Origin of the sequence: Moraxella sp. CTOTU48717 (assembly GCF_032057165.1) — a bacterium.
Taxonomy (GTDB): domain Bacteria; phylum Pseudomonadota; class Gammaproteobacteria; order Pseudomonadales; family Moraxellaceae; genus Faucicola; species Faucicola tetraodonis.
In genome coordinates this window covers 30,094-48,432 of record NZ_DAMBBC010000016.1, presented here as the reverse complement: position 1 = coordinate 48,432, position 18,339 = coordinate 30,094, and the positions used below count along the sequence as shown (strand labels likewise).

Sequence of the window (18,339 nt, the reverse complement as noted above, 5' to 3'; positions counted from 1 at the left end):
AAAAAAACCGCTCATTCAATTGAGCGGTTTTATGCGTTGAGCGCTTATTATTTTACTTTTAAACGATATTTCACCATCGCTACTTCATTAAGACCCAAACCTGGTACATCCCACTGTATGGCTTTATAGTAAGCCATCGGTAGGTTCTGTAGCACGCCATTCATGTTGGTTTTTAGTGGCATATATTGAAAATTGGCACCGTCCATACTACCAAACGCGCGGGTTGGCTCCACATCGCTTGTGCTCACTAATTCCATATTGGCTGGAATGTTCATGGTCACTTTCATGTTGCGGATACGGTCGGGGCTGTTATTGGTTAAGTAGCCGCGATACTCTACGACGTTGCCTGATGCAAGGCGCGTTTGTGCATTGACGGGGCTTAACACTTCTTGACCTTGTGGATCCTGACCAACAACAGAGGCTAAAATGCGGGTTTGAACTTGACCAGCAGCGGGTGCTGAGATAGGCGCTGCTTGATTATTATCAACAGGGTCTAATGCCACCGTTGGTAGCACAGCCATTGCGGCGGCTGATGCCCCAAGTGAGGCGGTCATTAGCGCGAATACTGAAAGCTTTTGCATGAATATTCTCCATTAAATCATGATTTTCAAATGTTCAAAATTGTTGTGTCAGCGGGTGTTAGCGTATTCTCTTTTTTTGGCAGGTTGGCATACACCGCTGATTGGGTGGTCAAATAGGTTAATGCTCGACTATAGATTAGCATAACAAACTTTACAATTTAACTCACTATCAAGTTGAAAGTTGCGGGATGAATTTACTAAATACAAACAGCGCAGCCAAAATCAGTAAGATTAACTATTGTATTTTGTAAGGTTTATTGATAGCCTTATCGTTAGTCTCTGAGCGATGCGCGCAATCACGCTGTTAAACTTACATGTATGTTTAATTAAAAGAGACAAAAACTTTATCGTGCGCTGTTTGTACGTCTACTTTTTTTATCATGTCTACTGTTATCATGCCAACTTCAACCGATACTTCAGCAAGTTTTACCCATGGCAATGCACCGCTTGCCGATGGCGAAACCATGACTGATAATAACCCTATACTTGCCTATCACGCTATGATTGATTTACCCAATACTGCCCAACAAAATGCCGCTGCCACAACCCCAGCTTATGTTACCCCGCCTTATGTATTATGGTTTCGTAACTTTGCGCCCTATATCAACACCCATCGTGGCAAGACCTTTGTCATTATGTTCAATGGCGAAGCGGTCAATCACGACAATTTTAGCCATTTGATTCATGATTTTGCGCTGCTACATAGTCTTGGCATTAAGCTCGTACTCGTCCACGGTGCGCGTCCGCAAATTGATGCCAATCTTGCCGAGAACCATATCGAAACACCGATGGCGGATGATGTGCGCATCACTACAAAAGAAGCCATGCCGTATATCCTAAAAGCTGTTGGCTCAATTCGCCTGCAAATTGAAGCGCAGCTATCGATGGGACTTGCCAACTCGCCGATGTATGGCTCTCGTATTGATGCCATCTCAGGCAACTTCGTCACCGCCCGCCCTTACGGTATCCGTAATGGCATCGATTATCAATTTACTGGGGAAGTGCGCGCGATTGATGCCGAAGCCATCCACAACAATTTAATCCATGATCATGTGGTAATTTTGGGTAGTATGGGCTATTCTGCGACCGGCGAAGTATTTAACCTTTTGGCTGAAGATGTGGCACTACAAGCGGCGATTAGCCTAAAAGCGGATAAATTAATTTTCTTGGGTGAGCAAACAGGTATCTATAAAGATGGCACTCACCTGCTTAAAGAAATGATTCCGCATGAAGTGACACGCTTCTTACGTGATGTTCCTGAAAGCTCAGAAATCGCGCGTTTCTTACGGGCAGCCAGCGATGCTTGTCAATACGGCATCCACCGTACCCATATCATCTCCTATGCCAAAGATGGTGCACTACTTGAAGAGTTATTTACCCGTGATGGCTCAGGGACGCTAATTTCCCATGATCCCTATGAAGAAATTCGCCGTGCCGATATCGACGATGTGGTAGGTTTGATTGAACTGCTAGAGCCACTCGAAGAACAAGGTATTTTGGTCCGTCGTTCGCGTGAGCGTTTAGAGAGCGATATCGAGAACTTTAGCGTGATTGAGCGTGATGGTATGGTGCTAGGCTGCGCGGCTTTATACCCACTCAACGACCAAGCCGCGGAAGTGGCTTGTGTGGCTGTCCATCCCGATTATCGCAATGGTAGCCGTGGCGCAGATTTGATAGCATTCTTAGAGCAACAAGCGCGTAGCCGTGGCATCCATGAACTCTATGTCTTGACTACTCGCACCGCACATTGGTTTGTCGAGCATGGGTTTATGGAAGTCCCTGCTGAATCGCTACCGGCTGACCGCTATGCCTTTTATGACAATACCCGCAACTCTAAAGTATTAAAAAAGGTGCTTTAAAGGTACGCTTTTCAAGCCATCATATAAAAAACGCTCAATAGGAATATGAGCGTTTTTTTATAGCCAAACGGGACAAAACTTTAAGATAGGAGAAAACTTAAAGTTTGACGGGTTGGGTCACAGGTGGGTTGACTTGTAACAGCTCAATATCAAAAATCAACACGCTATTGGGCTGGATATCGGCATTGCCTGCTTCGCCATACCCCAAATTAGCGGGGACAAACAAACGGTATTTACCCCCTTCTTTCATCAACTGTAACCCTTCTGTCCAACCTTTAATCACTTGATTGAGTGGGAAAGTCACAGGTTCGCCACGTTTATAAGAGCTGTCAAAAATGGTACCGTCAATCAAGCGCCCTTCGTAGTGGACTTTGACTTTGTCCGTCGCTTTAGGCGATTTGCCCTTCCCTTGTGTTAGCACTTGATATTGTAGACCCGACGCGGTAGTCATCACGCCTGATTTTTTGCCGTTTTGTAGCAAGAATTGTTTGCCTTTTGCCGCATTGCTAGCTGCTAACGCTTGTACTTCTTTGGCATAGGCAATTTCTTTGTTTTTTTGATAGTCTAGCAATACTTTTTGCATTTGTTTTTTGTCAAGATTGGGCGACTGCGCTGAGTATGCATCCCGAAATCCCTGAAAAAACGCATCAAGATTTAAGTCATCAATACTGTCTTTATTGCTCTCACCCATCAGATAGCCAAAGCTATAGCCGACTTGTGCCAATGCTGGGCTAGTTGCCGTCACTGTGGATTTTGGTACATAAACAGAGGACGCAGCTTTGTTTGTGCCCGTGCTGGCGGGTGCGGCATTTGCACTGATTGACGTAACCGCTAACAGCATGCCAGTAGCGATGCCAGTCACTAAATTTACTTTTTTATATCCTAAAATCATTGGGATGTTCCTTTGCCATCGTGTCGATGAGTAGGGCGAGCGAATTCGATAGTTGCGCTTGCCCAGCTGATTGAGATCACCTATCTGACGCCAACCCAACCTATTGGGCAGGTTGAGAAGCTGACTGCATGGCTTCAATTTGTTGTTGTAGTTGGGCTTGGATATCTGCTGCGGCAGGCTGTGCGGCATCAGCGGGTGGATTGACTTTTAGCAAATCAACATCAAAGATGAGCACACTATTTGGCTCAATACCACCTTGTGGGGCGCCTTGCTCACCGTAAGCAAGTTTTGATGGAATGTAGAAGCGATATTTGCCGCCTTCTTTCATCAATTGTAAGCCTTCAGTCCAACCCGGGATAACTTGGTTAAGCGGGAATACCGCAGGCTCGCCGCCATGCTGTGCAGTGCTATCAAACACTTTACCATCTAGCAATTTACCTTCATATTGTACTGCTACGATATCTGTGGCTTTGGGCTGCGCGCCGCTACCTTCTTTGAGCACTTCATACTGCAAGCCAGACGCGGTAGTTTTGACCCCTGCTTTTTTAGCGTTTTGCGCTAAGAAAGCCTCGCCTTTGGCTTGGTTGTCTTGTAGGCGTTTTTGGATTTGGTTTTGCTCATAGGTTTGTACCGCTTTAATCATTTCTTCACGGGTCATGGTCGATTCTTTACCATTAAAACCGTCATTGATACCTTGATTGATATCAGCAGGATTGAGGTCTTTGGCGTCTTTTTTGAGGTTTTGACCCATCATATAACCTAGGCTATAACCTACCTTTGCCACTTCACTGCTTTGGGCATTGATAGTGGCTGAATTACCTGCCAACTGACGGCTACCGATGGCGGCTACTTGTGGGTCGTTGCCAAAACTTTTGATAAAAACGGGTGATAATGCCAAAGCACCTAACACAACTGCTACCAATACGGGAACTGTATTATTGCTCATAAAATTTCCTATCTGATATGTCCAATTAAGGTCTAATAACGACTAAAAAATTGTATCTATCATAGCAGAAATAGTTTGTAAAACCTATGGCATCGTCAGGTTTAGGTTTTTTTGTGGGCAAATAGCGGCGATAGCAAAACGGTCTTTAGATTTATACCCTTTTGTTGACTGTATCGGCAGCAAAAGGACTTTCATGGCGCATTTTTACCCTTTTTTTACCGTATTAGCCCGCTAATGATAAATGGGATGAATGTGACAGCAGACTTGTTAAGCCCTTGACATAAAGTTACCTTAAGTGAGAGCGGCTCAACGTAGAGACAGCATGAGAAATTTATGAGGTAGCTAAGACAATTAGCTATGCAAATCTTGCAACGGCTGTGACATTTTCTCAAAGTATTTGCCTTTGACGCCGCGATAGTTTTCTAAAATTTTGGGTAAATCGGCGTCATAGTCGCCTGTTGGGTAAAACAAGGGCATAAAGCGCATTTGTTTGGTCTTATAGTCCATCGCAATCGGTAAAATGGGTACGCCTGCCCCTACGGCAATATGATAAAACCCTGTTTTCCATTTTTCGGTATAACTGCGTGTCCCTTCAGGTGCCAACCCTAACCAAAGCTGCTCTTGTTGGTTAAATTGTTCAATGGCCGCCTGCAAAGTCGAACCTTTTTTCTGACGGTCAATTGAGATCATACCGCCCCACTTTAAAAAAGGCCCGATGAGCGGGAGACGAAACAGCTCTTTTTTACCCATCAATTTAAAATCAATGCCAACCGATAAAATGCCCATGACCGCATTCCAGCCATCTTCATTGGAGGTGTGAGGGGCAGCGAGCATCACTAGTTGTTTGACATCAGGTACGTCACCGACCACTTGCCAACCTGTTATTTTTAAGTATTTTGCGGCAAGTTTGGCGATTTTTGGGTCATGACGGCGCGGCACGTTAGACCCAAATTGGCTAGGGTCTACTGGCGTTTGGTTGATATCCATGAATATACTCTTTGAGATACTAGATTGAATTAAAATACTAGGCTAAAATTTTCAGTTTACATTAGTTCACTGAAATTAGCAAATTTGTTGATTGAAGAGAGTTATAACAAACTTTTGGGCTGAAGGATGATAATACTTGCACCCAACAATATTACCAAACCGCCAATGCTGTCCCAGTGCGTCAGAGAAACGCCATCGACAAATTTTAGCCATACCAAAGCCGTCGCAATATATATGCCACCATATGCGGCATACACTCGCCCTGTCGCTGTGGGATGAAGGGTCAATAACCATACGAACACGGCGAGCGTGATGGTCATAGGTACAATGAGCCAAAGCGGTTTGTGCTGTTTGAGCATCAGATAGCCAAGATAACAACTGACAATCTCGGCAATGGCGGTGATAAAGAATAAAAGCAGGGTAATCAACAGTTTAGTCATATTCGCGGATTTGCCCCATGTTAGATGTTAGGCTGAAGGAGAAAGTTGATAAATCGCATCACGAGCGTCATTTTCTTTTGAAAAGTCTAACGCGTCATAGGATTTATCTACTTGATAATGTTTAAACGTATCAGATAGCCATACACTGTCAAAAGTACACGCTATCAGTGTAAGCTTAACGTCAATCATTTTTGCCTAGCCATTAAACCCCAATTTCCGCCAAATCGCCTTTTTGCTCAAGCCATACTTTACGGTCGCTGGCGCGTTTTTTGGCAAGCAGCATATCCATCACGCTATCGGTCGCAGTTGGGTCATCAAGGTCTAGCTGCACCAAACGTCGCGTATCAGGATTCATCGTGGTTTCACGTAGCTGTTCGGCACTCATCTCGCCCAAACCTTTAAAACGGGTAATTTGCGGCTTTTTATTTTTTGCCACTTTTTTCAAGATTTGCTCAAGCTCGTCATTATCAAGGGCGTACTCCACATCTTTGCCAATATCAATGCGGTATAGTGGTGGCATAGCGACATACAAATGCCCTGCATCAACGACCGCTTTAAAGTGTTTGACAAACAGCGCACACAGCAGCGTGGCAATATGCAATCCATCCGAATCGGCATCCGCCAAAATACAGATTTTATCATAACGCAGTTCGCTCAAGTCGTCCGAATCAGGATCAACGCCAATGGCAATGGCAATGTTGTGGATTTCTTCACTGGCAAGCACCGTATCGGGCGACACTTCCCACGTGTTCAAAATCTTGCCTCGCAAGGGCATAATCGCTTGAAAATGACGGTCACGGGCTTGTTTTGCCGAGCCACCTGCCGAATCCCCTTCCACCAAAAACAGCTCTGCGCCATCTCGCAAATCACCGCGACAATCCGCCAATTTGCCTGGCAGTGCAGGTCCTTGGGTGATTTTTTTACGCTCAACTTTTTTGGCAGATTTGAGCCGTTTGCCTGCTTTATTAATCGCCAATTCAGCGATTTGTTTGGCAATCTCCGAGTGTTGGTTGAGCCACAGGCTAAAGCCATCTTTGGCAAAGGCTTGTACCACGCCCGCCGCTTCTCGGCTCGATAAGCGCTCTTTGGTCTGTCCGCTAAATTGCGGTTCGGAGAATTTTAGCGATAAAATATAATTGACCCCATCCCACACATCTTCAGGAGCGAGTTTGACGTTGCGCGGCAGTAGATTGTGCAGTTCACAAAATTCTTTTAACGCGTCAGTAATGCCTGTGCGTAGTCCATTGACGTGGGTGCCACCTTGTGCTGTAGGAATCAAGTTAACGTAGCTTTCTTGCACAGGCGTACCACCCTCGCTAAGCCAACAAATGGCAAAGCTTAACCCTGCTCGTTCGCCTTTTTTGGCGTCGTAATTAAACACGAATGGCTGTTCTGGGAGGGTGATTTCTTCGACCAGTTGCTCGGTGAGATATTGCGATAGCCCATCGGTAAATTGCCAAACGTCTTTGTCACCGTCAATTTCATTGATAAAAGTAATGGTCAGCCCTGCCGATAACACGGCTTTGGCTTTAAGATGGTGTTTGAGTTGTTTGATGTTGAATTTTGGTGAATCAAAGTATGTTTCATTGACCCAAAACCGCACGAGTGTGCCACGTTTTTTCTTGTTGCTAGCTTGAGCAATGGCAAGCGGAGCAACCGCATTACCATCAACAAATTGCATGGTGAATGCTTCGCCATTTCGCCACACCGTGACATCGACTTTGTGCGATAAGGCATTGACGACTGAAATCCCCACGCCATGCAGACCGCCTGAGACTTGGTAGTTGTCGGTAGAAAATTTACCGCCTGCGTGTAGGCGTGTCAGAATCAATTCAATGCCCGATTGCTTAAATTCGGGGTGAATGTCGGTCGGCATGCCGCGTCCGTCATCTTCGACCGACAACGAACCATCGGTGTGTAGAATGACAGTAATGTTTTTGGCGTGACCTGCAAGGGCTTCATCCACCGAGTTGTCGATGACTTCTTGGGCAAGGTGGTTGGGGCGTGTGGTGTCAGTGTACATACCAGGGCGACGGCGTACTGGGTCAAGACCTTCTAATACTTCAAGTGAGGTGGATGTATAATTGCTCATTTTTTTCCCATTAAATAACACTAAACTTTAATTTGACCAACATTTTTTATTGAATCAACGGCAAGCCAAACAAAAATTTCACAATTTGCGGTAATTTGGTTTCAAAATCACTCATCACATGGTCGCCACCCTCTTCCACAATGATATGGCTTTGGGCATTGCTTTTTTCCAAAGCGCTTTGACTAAAATAATTGACCGCATCTTGGAAATTGAGCAACTCATCGCCTTTTTTCAAGATTACCAATAAATTCTGCGGATTGAGCGATTGTTCGGGGCGATTTGCTACCAGCCACTCAATATCTTTTTTACTAATATGCCAACCATCGGGGGTCACGTGACCGATATAATCATCGGGCAAACCGTCAAAATCTTCCCCAAAAAAACGCTTGAGACTTGTGCCACTGTGCACACTTGGATTGAGCAATACCGTTTTTTTACCTGTCAAATTTGCCAAAATATTGCCATAAAATCCACCGAGCGAACTACCGACCAAACCTGTATTGGGGTCTTTGGCAATAATTTCTTGGATTAAAGCAATCGACTCATTGGGTGAACGATTCAAATCGGGCGCAACAACTTTGATTTGTGGGAAATATTTGGCACAAAAATCTTTGAGTTTTTGCGCTTTTTCGGCGTTTGGATTGCTATCAAGTCCGTGAATATACACAATTTGCATGGTTTTCTCGCTATTTTTTAATTATAGTAAATTATCATATCGACTGTTGTTGGTTTGGCTAACATTTAATCTTAGCATTGCTTGGCTAAAATAGCCATGATGCGAGGTTTCAACACGTTAAAATTTGTCGTGTTAGTTAGATAGCCGTGTTTGGTGGTACTTTTTTGTCTGTGTTATTTGATTTTCAGCCCAGTTAACCCTATCTCTGCATAGGTGGATTACGCGTCCATTTGTATGGCGTAGTCAGGAGTTATCACCGCGATGGAGCAGCAAGAGTTATTTGAGATTGCCAGTCCTTGTATTCAAGTCTGCGAGCTTGATAAACAGGGGTATTGTAAAGGCTGTTTGCGCAATCGTACCGAGCGTGACCTTTGGCTTATGATGAATGACTCCCAAAAGCGGCAAGTACTTAAGTTATTGACTATCCGACGACTCAAACGACTGCGTGCCGAGCGTTTGGCGCACCAAACCCCCACTCAAACTGCGCAAGAAGATGAGATAAATTTGACATTGTTTGAAGATAATGAAAATAATGTTGGCGACTAATTGATTAATTGATCGTAATGTCTACTAAAAAAAATTAGGTTGAATGCATGAATAGTTCTTGGTTTAAGCAGGTTTGGCGACTTGCATTAACAGCGATTACGGTATTGATTTTTTTCATGGCAATTCGTGCGCTTTACCGTTTGACCAAAACTGTGCACTATCAAGACGTTCTAGACGCTATCGCGCATATTCCTACTTTCCATCTTATTATCGCCGCCATCGTGGTGGCTTTTGGTTATTTAGTACTCACCATTTATGATTTTATTGCACTACGCCAAATCGGCAAAAAACTTGATTACCCGCATGTCGCCCTCACCTCTTTTACCGCTTATGCCATTAGCCACACCATTGGGCTCAATCTTGTCACCGCGAGTGGTATCCGTTATCGTAACTATCGCCGTTTTAATCTGAGTCATAATGAAATTGCCAACATCGTCTGGATGGTGTCAATGGCATTTACCTTTGGTATTACCACGTTGATTGGGGCGTCTTTGACTAGCCATCCTGATATTACCATTCAACTATTATCCGAACTGGATAAATCCCTTGGCATCTTTGAGCATACTTTTTATGTACGGGTGCTTGGCATCACCATGTTAAGTATGATTGCTGCGATTATTGTGTATGCTGGCAGGCAAGGCAAACATGTGGTGATTCGCGGTTGGCGTTTTGACTTACCGCCCGCCAAAATTGTGCTGCAACAGATTGCGATTGCCATTTTAGATTTAAGTACCGTGGCGTTGGTACTGTACTTACTATTGCCGCCTTCTGAGCATATTAGCTATTGGGCGACCTTTTCTGCGTTTATTCAATCAATGGCAATCGGTATTTTAAGTCATGTCCCTGGGGGATTGGGCGTATTTGAAGTGGTCATGATTACGGCTTTGCCCAAAGTCGATCGGACGCAGATGCTGGCAGTGTTATTGATTTTTAGATTACTGTATTACATCATGCCATTTTTGGTTGCCTTACTGGCATTATTGGCATATGAGGCAAAGCTATATTTGAGTGAAAACTCTGACAAAAAAAAATAACCTTTTACATTGTTAACACTTTGCATCAAACAAACATGTTTTCATATCGTAAAAGGTTATTTTAAGCATGTTTGGTATGATCATACCAGATTAAATAGACCTGTTAAATCGACCTATCTTATCACTTTAGTGTTTAAACTTTTCGGCTAATAAAGGCGACAATGAATAAAATCACCGCCACTGCCAAGAATACATATGCCAAGTTTGCTGATAGTCCTGCGACACCACCAAACCCTAAGAAACTCGCAATGAGTGCGATTACCGCAAAAATAATAGCCCAACGAAACATGATAACTCTCCTTTTTTTTATTGTTTTAAATGTCATGCGCTGCAGTTAGACATTTTGCATTTAGATACTTTAACACTTTACATTTTAGTTTTAGTTAAAGCCTGTTAACCTATGCTTTATTGCATGAGTACATATTAAAATAATTCTATAGCGTTGTAACGAGCACTTTTGTAAGGTTTGTGGCTTTCTCATAGCCTGTGTATAACAAAGTGCAAAAAAAACCATGCATGGTTAATGATGTTCATGCTTCTGGTAAGCATTAGTAAGTATTGCAATGCTGTGTTAATGTAGCTGTAGCTTGCATTGACAATCTCACTGATTGTTAACGCCACCGAATGACTTCCTTAATGGCATTAGGATTTGTTTACGTATTCTCAACATTTTGTCCCTAATCCTTACATTGTTGCGGCCGATGATTGTTTTATAATGGCATCTAGGCTTTTAGTATTCCCTTAACAGTGATTCTCTTTATAATACTGTCATATTTGGGAATTATACTAACTACCTATATAACTATAGAATAACTATAGACACAAGTATAGCAATCAACAATGAGGAAAAAATTATGAAAAAGTTAGCCACAACACTTACTGCATTAGTCATAGCAACAGGTCTTACCGTGAGTGCCCAAGCAGCGACCAAAGTAACGACTACGACCAAATCGACTACCACACACAAAAACGTAGCAACGGCAAAAGCAAAACCGCAAAAAGCTACCCAAAAATCCACAAAAGCATCAAAAAATACTCACAGCACCAAAGCTTCAGCCAAGGCTAAAAAAGGCAGCAAAGTAGCTCCAAGAACCAGTGAAGTAAACATTGATATCCCAGCTGACCTAAAAATCGACGAAAGCAGCAACAAATCTGTTGCGCCAGTCGCGCCTAGAAATGCCCAATCAAATCCTGGGTGGTACCAGTAGCGCAAGTTACCCAAACAGGTCCTGCGGTTTAATCAGTCACCGTGCAACCGGTTGATGATAACACAGCGATTGCCTCAACAACGACAACCGTACCTGTTGACGTACAAACTGTACCCGTTGTAGTAAACCCATAATCGCTAATTGTTAAACGATTTTTATAAAAAAAGATGCCTGCGTGGCATCTTTTTTTGTGGCTAATTAGTGGATTGATTATTTGGTCAATAAAAAAGACACTCTGAATACCTTTTTTATTGTTATATGACTCAAAATCTTTAGCAACTTTTAGCGGTGATAAGCAGCATATTTGGGATCTGCTGCCGCGGTGAATAACACGTCCGTTGATGAGTTGAGTGCTGTCTCAACCGAGTCTTGTACTACCCCAATAATAAAGCCAATCGCGACTACCTGCATGGCAATGGTGTCAGGAATATTAAAGAAACTACAGGCCAATGGTATCAATAGCAATGACCCCCCTGCAACACCTGATGCCCCCGCCGCAGCTAAGGTAGACACCACCGCTAACAATAGCGCAGACCCGAAGTCCACATGAATACCTAACGTATGTGCCGCTGCCAATGTCATGACATTGATGGTAATCGCCGCCCCTGCCATATTAATGGTGGCACCTAACGGAATAGTGATTGAATAAGTATCCTCATGCAAACCCAACTTATGCGCAAGGTTTAGATTCACAGGAATATTGGCAGCTGAACTACGAGTAAAGAAGGCGGTGATGCCACTTTCTTTAAGGCAGGTAAACACCAATGGATAAGGATTTTTGCGGGTTTTGACAAATACAATTAATGGGTTTACAACTAAAGCGATAAACACCATAGAGCCGACCAACACTGCTAACAAACGGGCATAACTTAATAACACCGACAGACCCGTTTCAGCGATGGTTTGTGTCACCAAGCCAAACACGCCCAATGGCGCAAACCAAATCACCCATTTGACCACGCTTGAGACCGCTTCCGCCAAATCGTTAATCATTTGCTTGGTATTGTCTGAGGCATGGCGCAAGGCAAAACCCAAAATCGCCGCCCAAGATAGCACGCCCATGTAGTTGGCATTGACGATCGATTTGATAGGATTTTCCACCATGTTGGTCAAGAGTACTTTTATCACTTCTGCTAAAGATGACGGTGGCGCTTGGCTGACTTCACCGGCTTTTAAAATCAATTCGGTTGGGAATAAAAAACTTGCCACGACGGCCGTCAAAGCTGCCAAGAACGTACCTGCCATATACAGCACCAAGGTTGAGCGGACATTGACCTGAGTGCCTGATTTATGCTGACTGATAGCGGCAATGATTAAGATAAACACCAACAACGGTGCAATCGCTTTTAACGCACCGACAAATAATGCCCCCAAAATTGAGATGGTTTGCGCCACACTCATCGATAAACCGCCGATGATAGTCGGATTGGCTAATGAACCGACTAAGATACCAAGTATCAATCCAATCACAATCAAAGGCACCAACCCCACGCGCTGATACGCTTGGATAAGTTTTAACATAATAACCTCTTAATATTTCACCGCAAAAATGGCTGATATATTAACATTTTTTAACAATTTGCATAAATTATTTTTAAAATCGTCAACTTGTTAATTTAAAGCTATCAAAGTGTTGGGTAGAGAAGTTATCGGATTTGAAAAACTTGGATGGTAGCCTGGCTGCTGGTTGCTAGGGCTTGTAATTTCGCTTGATAAACGCGGTATTTGTGACGACCACTTTCAACCTGTTCGGGGGCGGCGTCGATGACTTCTAGCAGGCGGCTAGCTTGGGTATCTACAATTGCTTCGTTAGTGAGATTGATGACGACGCCATCAAATAAGGTGACAAGTTCGATATTATCAGTAAGTACCACACTGGCAGGGAGTTTTTGGTGGTAAAAGGCATCAAGTCGCTGGATAATTTGGTGGGGAATAAATGCCACATCACTCAATGACCATAATCGCTCATCAAGTGAGGGTAATATCTCGGACGCTGCCACCACGATAATGCTATCCTCGCTTTTGGCTAGCACGGTTGAAATCAGCTGGCAGACGAACGCCAGCTGTTTTTTTTGCGGGGATAAAATATAAAAACTAATTTGTGATGCCATCATTAGGGGTCAGCGTCCTATCACCTAGACTGCATCTTGGGCAGCTTGGCGATAAAGATAATGCATCAATAACGGTACTGGACGACCCGTTGCGGTTGGCTCTTTGCCCGACTGCCACGCTGTCCCTGCAATATCCAAGTGCGCCCAAGGAATATCTTCAACAAACTTGGATAAAAAACACGCCGCTGTGACTGACCCTGCTGGCATACCGCCAATGTTTTGCATATCTGCCATGTTGGATTTAAGCTGCTCTTGGTAGTCATCATCCAGTGGCATGTGCCAAACACGGTCATACGCTGATTCGCTAGCTTGTTCAAGCTCAAAAATCACATCTTCATTGTTACTGTATAGACCTGAGCGCACATAACCCAGCGCCACAATACACGCCCCCGTCAAGGTTGCCATGTCAATAATCACTTTTGGCTGATAGCGCTGTACATACACCAAGGTGTCACACAGTACCAAACGACCTTCGGCATCAGTATTGAGGATTTCGACGGTTTTACCATTCATGGCGGTGACGATATCGCCAGGGCGAGTCGCTGTTCCTGATGGCATATTCTCCGCACAAGCGAGTGCGCCAACGACTTGCAGCGGTAGACGCGCTTCACATAGCGCTTTAATCATGCCCATGACTGCCGCTGCACCGCCCATGTCGTATTTCATCTCACCCATGCCCAGACCTGGTTTGAGTGAGATACCACCACTGTCAAAGGTGATGCCTTTACCTACAAGTACAATCGGTTGCTCTAGGCTTGATTTTTTGCCTTTGGTTTTGCTGGTTTTGTCTTTTTTGGCGGCTTTGCCATTGTACTCAAGTAATACTAGCTTAGCTTCATGCGCGGAGCCGCGAGCGACTGCCAAAAAGCAGTTCATCCCTAATTGCTGCATGTCTTTTTCACCCAATACCTTGACCGTCAATAGCTCTGGGTATTGATTTGCCAAGCTTTGCGCTTGCTCTGCAAGATAGGCAGGGAAACATACATTCGGTGGCTGATTTGCCAAATCCTTGGTGAGTGATTGACCTTGGGCAGTCGCCTGCTGCAGCTGTAGTAGGTTGTCAAACGCGGCTTGGTTGTCTGCACTGACCAATAAGGTCACGTCTTTTAGCGTCGGTTTATCCGCTTTTTGCGATTTATAAATATCAAAGGTATAGCTTTGATTCAACAGGGCTAACGCCAACTGACCAAAACTCACTTCATCCATACTATCGCCTAAACTAATCACCGCAGATTTGGTAAGACGGCTCAAACTTGCATAAATTGCTTTGGCAATTTTTTGCAAGCTACCGCCGTTTAATTTATCTTGACTGCCCACGCCAACCAACAATAAACCCACATTGTTGTCAGTACCATAATTGATTGCGGTATCGGCAAGCTTACCCTTAAAACGACTCGCTTCAATCAAGCGACTGACAGCGGTTTGTAGTTCGCTCGTTAGTTGCCCCATAGTTTGGCTATTGTCATCTACCAATACCACGTGATAGCTGTTCTTGACCGTTTTTTTAAGCGCGGTCGCTAGTGTCAATGTCAAACTCATTTAAGCTCCTTAATTATTGTTATCAAGAAATAACTATTATCATAGCATACCTATTATGGTATTTGGGTTATAGCATTGGGTTATCACTGCGTGATGGAATAGCAGGCGTCATTGTGTAGGGTAAAATGCGGTTGTAAAAAGTCTTTGTAAAAATTGGCTTTGATAAAGCGGCTGTAAAAAGTGGTGGTGAAAAGTCATTGTGAAATGTTACCTTACAGTATTCATATTCATAATCTCTCGGCAACGCGCTAAAATAGCCGATTAACAGATGCGCTCAATGGTATGATGTCGTACAATATTGGCATTTACTTCCCTAGCTGTTTGAATTGATTAATTTTTGAGTAATATTAGGTGGTTACTTGTGATATTACGACGCTATATGACGCAACAAGTCGCCGCTAATACTGCGATTGTGCTGTTATTTCTGATGGCGCTGATGCTTGGCGGTCGCTTAATACGCTATTTTGGTATCGCTGCAGAAGGCAGGCTGGATGTGGGTTTGCTATTTGCCATTATTGGCTATAACATTCCAACCTTTCTTGAGCTAATTTTACCGCTGTCATTTTTTATCGCACTGATGCTCGTGCTCGGTCGTATGTACGTGGATCAGGAGATGAGCGTCCTGTTTGCCAGTGGTATCAGTCGCGGTCGTCTGACGCGTTTGATGATTCCGCTGATTACTGGGTTATTTATATTTCAAATGGGAATTAGTCTTTTGGCAAAACCATGGGGACTGTCTAACAGTAAGCAGATTTGGCAAACCCAGTCGCTCGGTAGTTTGCTTGATTTAGTGCGTCCAAAAACCTTTATCAGCAGTGGCAACTATCACCTGTATGTCGATGAGTTTAATAAAGAAAAACGTGAACTCAAAAACCTATACGTGGTGCAACAGCAAACCGACAAAAGCGGCAAAATCGCCAAAAACGATGTTATCATCACCGCCACGCGCGCCTATCAAGTACCCAGTAAAGACACGGATAGCTCAATGCAGCTGGATTTGTTTCAGGGTCGTCGCTATGAGCTTGGCACCAACAACGCCAAATACAACCAAGCCAGTTTTGAAAAATATCGCATTACCCTAGAAAAACCTGCCAGCGAAACAATTACCGAAACCAATGTTGAAACCCAAACCACTGCCAAACTGCTCGCCCATACCCAAAAACCCGAAGTCAAAGCCGAGCTTGGCTATCGCTTTACCATGCCGTGGCTGATTATCATTGCGGCGATGCTTGCTACCCCGCTTGCACAAGTACGCCCCCGTCAAGGACGCTGGCTTCGTCTGTTACCTTCAGTGCTCATATTTGCTAGCTGTGCGATTAGTATCATTTCGCTACGCACTGCCATTGGTAAAGAGCGCATTAGTGAGTACGCGTATATTTGGCTAATCGTTGGTTTTATCGCATTTGCATTGTTGTTAAATTGGCAAAGCCGCGTGGTACATCGTGTCCGCTATCGTCGCCAAAGTCGTCAGTTGTCCGCAGGCGGTCAGCCATGATTTTATCTCGTTACGTTAAAAAACAAGCGCTTTTTGCCATGACAGGGGCTATCATTGGTCTTTGGCTACTTAAAGTCGTCTTTGATTATCTGGCAGAGTTGCAGGATCTCAATGACCATTACAATTATTTAGATGCCTTGCGTTTTATTGCCTATAGTGCACCCCGTGATTTACTCGACTATATGCCATTTGGCACACTATTAGGCGCAGTGGTAGGTCTAGGCTTGCTTGCCAACACCAGTGAGTTGACGGTGATTCAAGCAGCAGGCATCAGCCGCTTTAAAATAGTCGGTTGGGTGATGCAACCAGCGATTATTTTTGTCATTATCCGTTTGTTGCTTGGGCAGTATGTAGTGCCAACTAGCAATCAGTTAGCGCACCAAGTCAAGCATGACAAACCTTTGCTATCAAGTGCCATCAACGGTTATTGGGACAAACAAGCCAACCGCATCATCAATATTGACCATGCCAATACCAAAGGCGAGCTCAAAAATATCAAAGTTTGGCAGCTAGACGACAACGCCCATATCCAACAAGTGCTGCAGGCCGATACCGGCAGCTTTGTCAGTCAAAATACCGCTGATAAGACATCGGGCTGGCAGCTGCAACAAATCAAACAATTAACCATCGCCGCCGATGGGCACAGTCAGTTGACTACCATCCCGACTATGACGCTGCAATTACCCATTGAGCCGTCAGCGATTTATCTGTTAACACGCAGACCTGATAACATGTCAGTGACCGAATTATGGCAGCACCAACAGCTCTTAGCCAAAGACAAACGCCGCTCGCTTGAGCATGAAGTTGCCTTTTGGAAAAAGCTATTGGCGCCTCTTGCCATGCTATCGCTAGTGTTGGTTGCTTGTTCATTTGTATTTGGCTCCTTGCGTAACCAAAGCTTGGGCTATCGTATTGTGATCGCTCTTTTATTTGGCTTGGTATTTAGTTATCTGCAAGATTTGGTCGGGTTTGTCAGTCTAAGCACGGGATTTTCACCGTTTTTTATGGTGCTGTTACCGATTATTGCCAGTGCCGCGCTTGGCGTGTATTTAATTAGAAATAAAAACTGATATGTCTGCTGATTTATTGACTGACCCGCGTGTCGAAGCCCATCCGTTTGGTAACTTCTTTTTTGCTGATACCAAAGTCTTGATGATGGGTACAATGCCGCCCACACCTGATAAATGGTGCATGGCATTTCATTATCCCAATTTTTATAATGATATGTGGCGTATCATGGGTAAGGTGTTTTTTGATGATATTGATTATTTTCGAGTCGGTGATGAAAAACGCTTTGATGCCGAAAAAATCAAAGCATTTTTACAGGCTTATAACATCGGTGAATGTCCTTCAGTCACTCACGTCATCCGCGAAAAAGGCAATGCGGCTGACGAACATTTGACCGTGGTTGCTACGGTTGATTTGGGTAAAGTTTTGGCACAGCTAAAGCAGGTCAAGTGGATTTACACCACCGGTGGCAAAGCCACAGAAGTGCTGATAGCGCTGGTCAACCAAAGTATCAGTGACCCCGCGTCACCCTATTTTGATCCCAGTCAAACACCCTATAAACTGCCAAAAACCAATCAGTTTCTTGAAGTTAACGCTTTTGGGCGAACATTTGGTATTTATCGGTTGCCATCGACCTCGCGCGCTTATCCGCAAAGCTTGGAGAAAAAAGTAGCCGCTTATCGCGCGTTTTTTACTTTGGCGGGGATATTGCTCGCAAGCGGCAGTTAGCACAATCGCCAGTTAGCACAATCAGCAGTTAGCAAATGATAAGCAAGCTGCCATGACACAATTGATATAGTCACTGTGATGACCCTACTTTATACTCTTGCCTAAGACTGATAATCAATGCTGACAGTCAACGCTTACCGTTAATGCTTACAATCATCATTTCAAAACACACCGTATAAAATCAAGGCATGGGAGC

The 18,339-nt window shown here is 44.1% G+C and carries 19 protein-coding genes; 7 read left to right on the top strand and 12 right to left on the bottom strand.

The window, feature by feature from the left end:
• Positions 1 to 47: 47 nt before the first annotated feature.
• Complete coding sequence (locus RT084_RS09840) at positions 48 to 581, bottom strand: hypothetical protein (RefSeq protein WP_065253570.1); 534 nt, start codon at positions 579 to 581, stop codon at positions 48 to 50.
• Between the two features lie 500 nt (positions 582 to 1,081).
• Between RT084_RS09840 and argA the strand changes: the two genes are divergently transcribed.
• Positions 1,082 to 2,440, top strand: a complete 1,359-nt coding sequence (gene argA / locus RT084_RS09835; RefSeq protein WP_065262875.1) for an amino-acid N-acetyltransferase — start codon at positions 1,082 to 1,084, stop codon at positions 2,438 to 2,440.
• A 97-nt stretch (positions 2,441 to 2,537) separates the two neighbouring features.
• Here argA and RT084_RS09830 read toward each other — a convergent pair whose 3' ends face one another.
• The 7 genes from RT084_RS09830 to RT084_RS09800 form a co-directional block, all read right to left on the bottom strand.
• On the bottom strand, positions 2,538 to 3,332 hold the full coding sequence (locus tag RT084_RS09830; protein ID WP_219332053.1) for a BamJ family beta-barrel-assembly machinery protein: 795 nt from the start codon (positions 3,330 to 3,332) through the stop codon (positions 2,538 to 2,540).
• Between the two features lie 100 nt (positions 3,333 to 3,432).
• The gene (locus RT084_RS09825; protein WP_312386000.1) at positions 3,433 to 4,278 is read right to left on the bottom strand and encodes a BamJ family beta-barrel-assembly machinery protein; all 846 of its coding nucleotides are present in this window, start codon (positions 4,276 to 4,278) and stop codon (positions 3,433 to 3,435) included.
• A 351-nt stretch (positions 4,279 to 4,629) separates the two neighbouring features.
• Positions 4,630 to 5,265: a lysophospholipid acyltransferase family protein gene (locus RT084_RS09820; protein ID WP_312385999.1), complete on the bottom strand. Its 636-nt coding sequence runs from the start codon at positions 5,263 to 5,265 to the stop codon at positions 4,630 to 4,632.
• A gap of 101 nt (positions 5,266 to 5,366) precedes the next feature.
• Entirely contained in the window at positions 5,367 to 5,705 is a 339-nt protein-coding gene (locus RT084_RS09815; RefSeq protein WP_065253566.1) for a YnfA family protein, read from the bottom strand.
• Between the two features lie 27 nt (positions 5,706 to 5,732).
• Complete coding sequence (locus tag RT084_RS09810; RefSeq protein ID WP_203171288.1) at positions 5,733 to 5,894, bottom strand: hypothetical protein; 162 nt, start codon at positions 5,892 to 5,894, stop codon at positions 5,733 to 5,735.
• Positions 5,895 to 5,907: 13 nt separating this feature from the next.
• Entirely contained in the window at positions 5,908 to 7,797 is a 1,890-nt protein-coding gene (gene parE, locus RT084_RS09805; protein WP_312385998.1) for a DNA topoisomerase IV subunit B, read from the bottom strand.
• A 46-nt stretch (positions 7,798 to 7,843) separates the two neighbouring features.
• Positions 7,844 to 8,473, bottom strand: coding sequence for a YqiA/YcfP family alpha/beta fold hydrolase (locus tag RT084_RS09800; protein ID WP_312385997.1), 630 nt, complete (start codon positions 8,471 to 8,473; stop codon positions 7,844 to 7,846).
• Positions 8,474 to 8,734: 261 nt separating this feature from the next.
• Between RT084_RS09800 and RT084_RS09795 the strand changes: the two genes are divergently transcribed.
• A complete protein-coding gene (locus tag RT084_RS09795; RefSeq protein ID WP_312385996.1) occupies positions 8,735 to 9,019 on the top strand; it encodes a DUF1289 domain-containing protein in 285 nt (94 codons plus the stop codon).
• A 47-nt stretch (positions 9,020 to 9,066) separates the two neighbouring features.
• Positions 9,067 to 10,053 (top strand): putative bifunctional lysylphosphatidylglycerol flippase/synthetase, encoded by a 987-nt coding sequence (locus tag RT084_RS09790; protein WP_312385994.1) that lies wholly within the window; start codon positions 9,067 to 9,069, stop codon positions 10,051 to 10,053.
• A 133-nt stretch (positions 10,054 to 10,186) separates the two neighbouring features.
• Here RT084_RS09790 and RT084_RS09785 read toward each other — a convergent pair whose 3' ends face one another.
• Entirely contained in the window at positions 10,187 to 10,342 is a 156-nt protein-coding gene (locus RT084_RS09785) for a DUF1328 domain-containing protein (protein WP_065253562.1), read from the bottom strand.
• Between the two features lie 565 nt (positions 10,343 to 10,907).
• Here RT084_RS09785 and RT084_RS09780 point away from each other — a divergent pair.
• Complete coding sequence (locus RT084_RS09780; protein WP_065253561.1) at positions 10,908 to 11,261, top strand: hypothetical protein; 354 nt, start codon at positions 10,908 to 10,910, stop codon at positions 11,259 to 11,261.
• A gap of 282 nt (positions 11,262 to 11,543) precedes the next feature.
• Here the strand turns inward: RT084_RS09780 and sstT are convergent, their stop codons facing one another.
• The 3 genes from sstT to RT084_RS09765 all read right to left on the bottom strand — a co-directional run bounded on the left by sstT (position 11,544) and on the right by RT084_RS09765 (position 14,911).
• Positions 11,544 to 12,782 carry a serine/threonine transporter SstT gene (gene sstT, locus RT084_RS09775; protein WP_312385992.1) on the bottom strand — a complete coding sequence of 413 codons (1,239 nt, stop codon included), beginning with the start codon at positions 12,780 to 12,782 and terminating at the stop codon, positions 11,544 to 11,546.
• Between the two features lie 125 nt (positions 12,783 to 12,907).
• Positions 12,908 to 13,372, bottom strand: a complete 465-nt coding sequence (locus tag RT084_RS09770; protein ID WP_313099635.1) for a DNA polymerase III subunit chi — start codon at positions 13,370 to 13,372, stop codon at positions 12,908 to 12,910.
• 24 nt (positions 13,373 to 13,396) lie between these two features.
• Positions 13,397 to 14,911, bottom strand: coding sequence for a leucyl aminopeptidase (locus RT084_RS09765; RefSeq protein ID WP_312385832.1), 1,515 nt, complete (start codon positions 14,909 to 14,911; stop codon positions 13,397 to 13,399).
• 379 nt (positions 14,912 to 15,290) lie between these two features.
• Between RT084_RS09765 and lptF the strand changes: the two genes are divergently transcribed.
• Genes lptF through RT084_RS09750 form a run of 3 tightly spaced genes read left to right on the top strand, consistent with a single transcriptional unit; the run spans position 15,291 to position 18,143 of the window.
• Positions 15,291 to 16,406 (top strand): LPS export ABC transporter permease LptF, encoded by a 1,116-nt coding sequence (gene lptF / locus RT084_RS09760; protein ID WP_050772855.1) that lies wholly within the window; start codon positions 15,291 to 15,293, stop codon positions 16,404 to 16,406.
• Positions 16,403 to 17,476, top strand: coding sequence for an LPS export ABC transporter permease LptG (lptG, locus tag RT084_RS09755; protein ID WP_203171281.1), 1,074 nt, complete (start codon positions 16,403 to 16,405; stop codon positions 17,474 to 17,476). Before lptF ends, lptG begins: the two co-directional genes overlap by 4 nt.
• Position 17,477: 1 nt before the next feature.
• A complete protein-coding gene (locus RT084_RS09750) occupies positions 17,478 to 18,143 on the top strand; it encodes a DNA glycosylase (protein ID WP_312385831.1) in 666 nt (221 codons plus the stop codon).
• The last annotated feature ends 196 nt before the right edge of the window (positions 18,144 to 18,339 follow it).

What these genes read in the sequence shown, in the direction of transcription:
- lptG (WP_203171281.1), top strand. Translation starts at nt 16,403, where the DNA reads ATGATTTTATCTCGTTACGTTAAAAAACAAGCGCTTTTTGCCATGACA.
- RT084_RS09795 (WP_312385996.1), top strand. Translation starts at nt 8,735, where the DNA reads ATGGAGCAGCAAGAGTTATTTGAGATTGCCAGTCCTTGTATTCAAGTC.
- RT084_RS09800 (WP_312385997.1), bottom strand. Translation starts at nt 8,473, where the DNA reads ATGCAAATTGTGTATATTCACGGACTTGATAGCAATCCAAACGCCGAA.
- RT084_RS09820 (WP_312385999.1), bottom strand. Translation starts at nt 5,265, where the DNA reads ATGGATATCAACCAAACGCCAGTAGACCCTAGCCAATTTGGGTCTAAC.
- RT084_RS09765 (WP_312385832.1), bottom strand. Translation starts at nt 14,911, where the DNA reads ATGAGTTTGACATTGACACTAGCGACCGCGCTTAAAAAAACGGTCAAG.
- argA (WP_065262875.1), top strand. Translation starts at nt 1,082, where the DNA reads ATGATTGATTTACCCAATACTGCCCAACAAAATGCCGCTGCCACAACC.
- RT084_RS09810 (WP_203171288.1), bottom strand. Translation starts at nt 5,894, where the DNA reads ATGATTGACGTTAAGCTTACACTGATAGCGTGTACTTTTGACAGTGTA.
- RT084_RS09780 (WP_065253561.1), top strand. Translation starts at nt 10,908, where the DNA reads ATGAAAAAGTTAGCCACAACACTTACTGCATTAGTCATAGCAACAGGT.
- RT084_RS09750 (WP_312385831.1), top strand. Translation starts at nt 17,478, where the DNA reads ATGTCTGCTGATTTATTGACTGACCCGCGTGTCGAAGCCCATCCGTTT.
- sstT (WP_312385992.1), bottom strand. Translation starts at nt 12,782, where the DNA reads ATGTTAAAACTTATCCAAGCGTATCAGCGCGTGGGGTTGGTGCCTTTG.
- lptF (WP_050772855.1), top strand. Translation starts at nt 15,291, where the DNA reads ATGACGCAACAAGTCGCCGCTAATACTGCGATTGTGCTGTTATTTCTG.
- parE (WP_312385998.1), bottom strand. Translation starts at nt 7,797, where the DNA reads ATGAGCAATTATACATCCACCTCACTTGAAGTATTAGAAGGTCTTGAC.
- RT084_RS09790 (WP_312385994.1), top strand. Translation starts at nt 9,067, where the DNA reads ATGAATAGTTCTTGGTTTAAGCAGGTTTGGCGACTTGCATTAACAGCG.
- RT084_RS09770 (WP_313099635.1), bottom strand. Translation starts at nt 13,372, where the DNA reads ATGGCATCACAAATTAGTTTTTATATTTTATCCCCGCAAAAAAAACAG.
- RT084_RS09815 (WP_065253566.1), bottom strand. Translation starts at nt 5,705, where the DNA reads ATGACTAAACTGTTGATTACCCTGCTTTTATTCTTTATCACCGCCATT.
- RT084_RS09785 (WP_065253562.1), bottom strand. Translation starts at nt 10,342, where the DNA reads ATGTTTCGTTGGGCTATTATTTTTGCGGTAATCGCACTCATTGCGAGT.
- RT084_RS09830 (WP_219332053.1), bottom strand. Translation starts at nt 3,332, where the DNA reads ATGATTTTAGGATATAAAAAAGTAAATTTAGTGACTGGCATCGCTACT.
- RT084_RS09840 (WP_065253570.1), bottom strand. Translation starts at nt 581, where the DNA reads ATGCAAAAGCTTTCAGTATTCGCGCTAATGACCGCCTCACTTGGGGCA.
- RT084_RS09825 (WP_312386000.1), bottom strand. Translation starts at nt 4,278, where the DNA reads ATGAGCAATAATACAGTTCCCGTATTGGTAGCAGTTGTGTTAGGTGCT.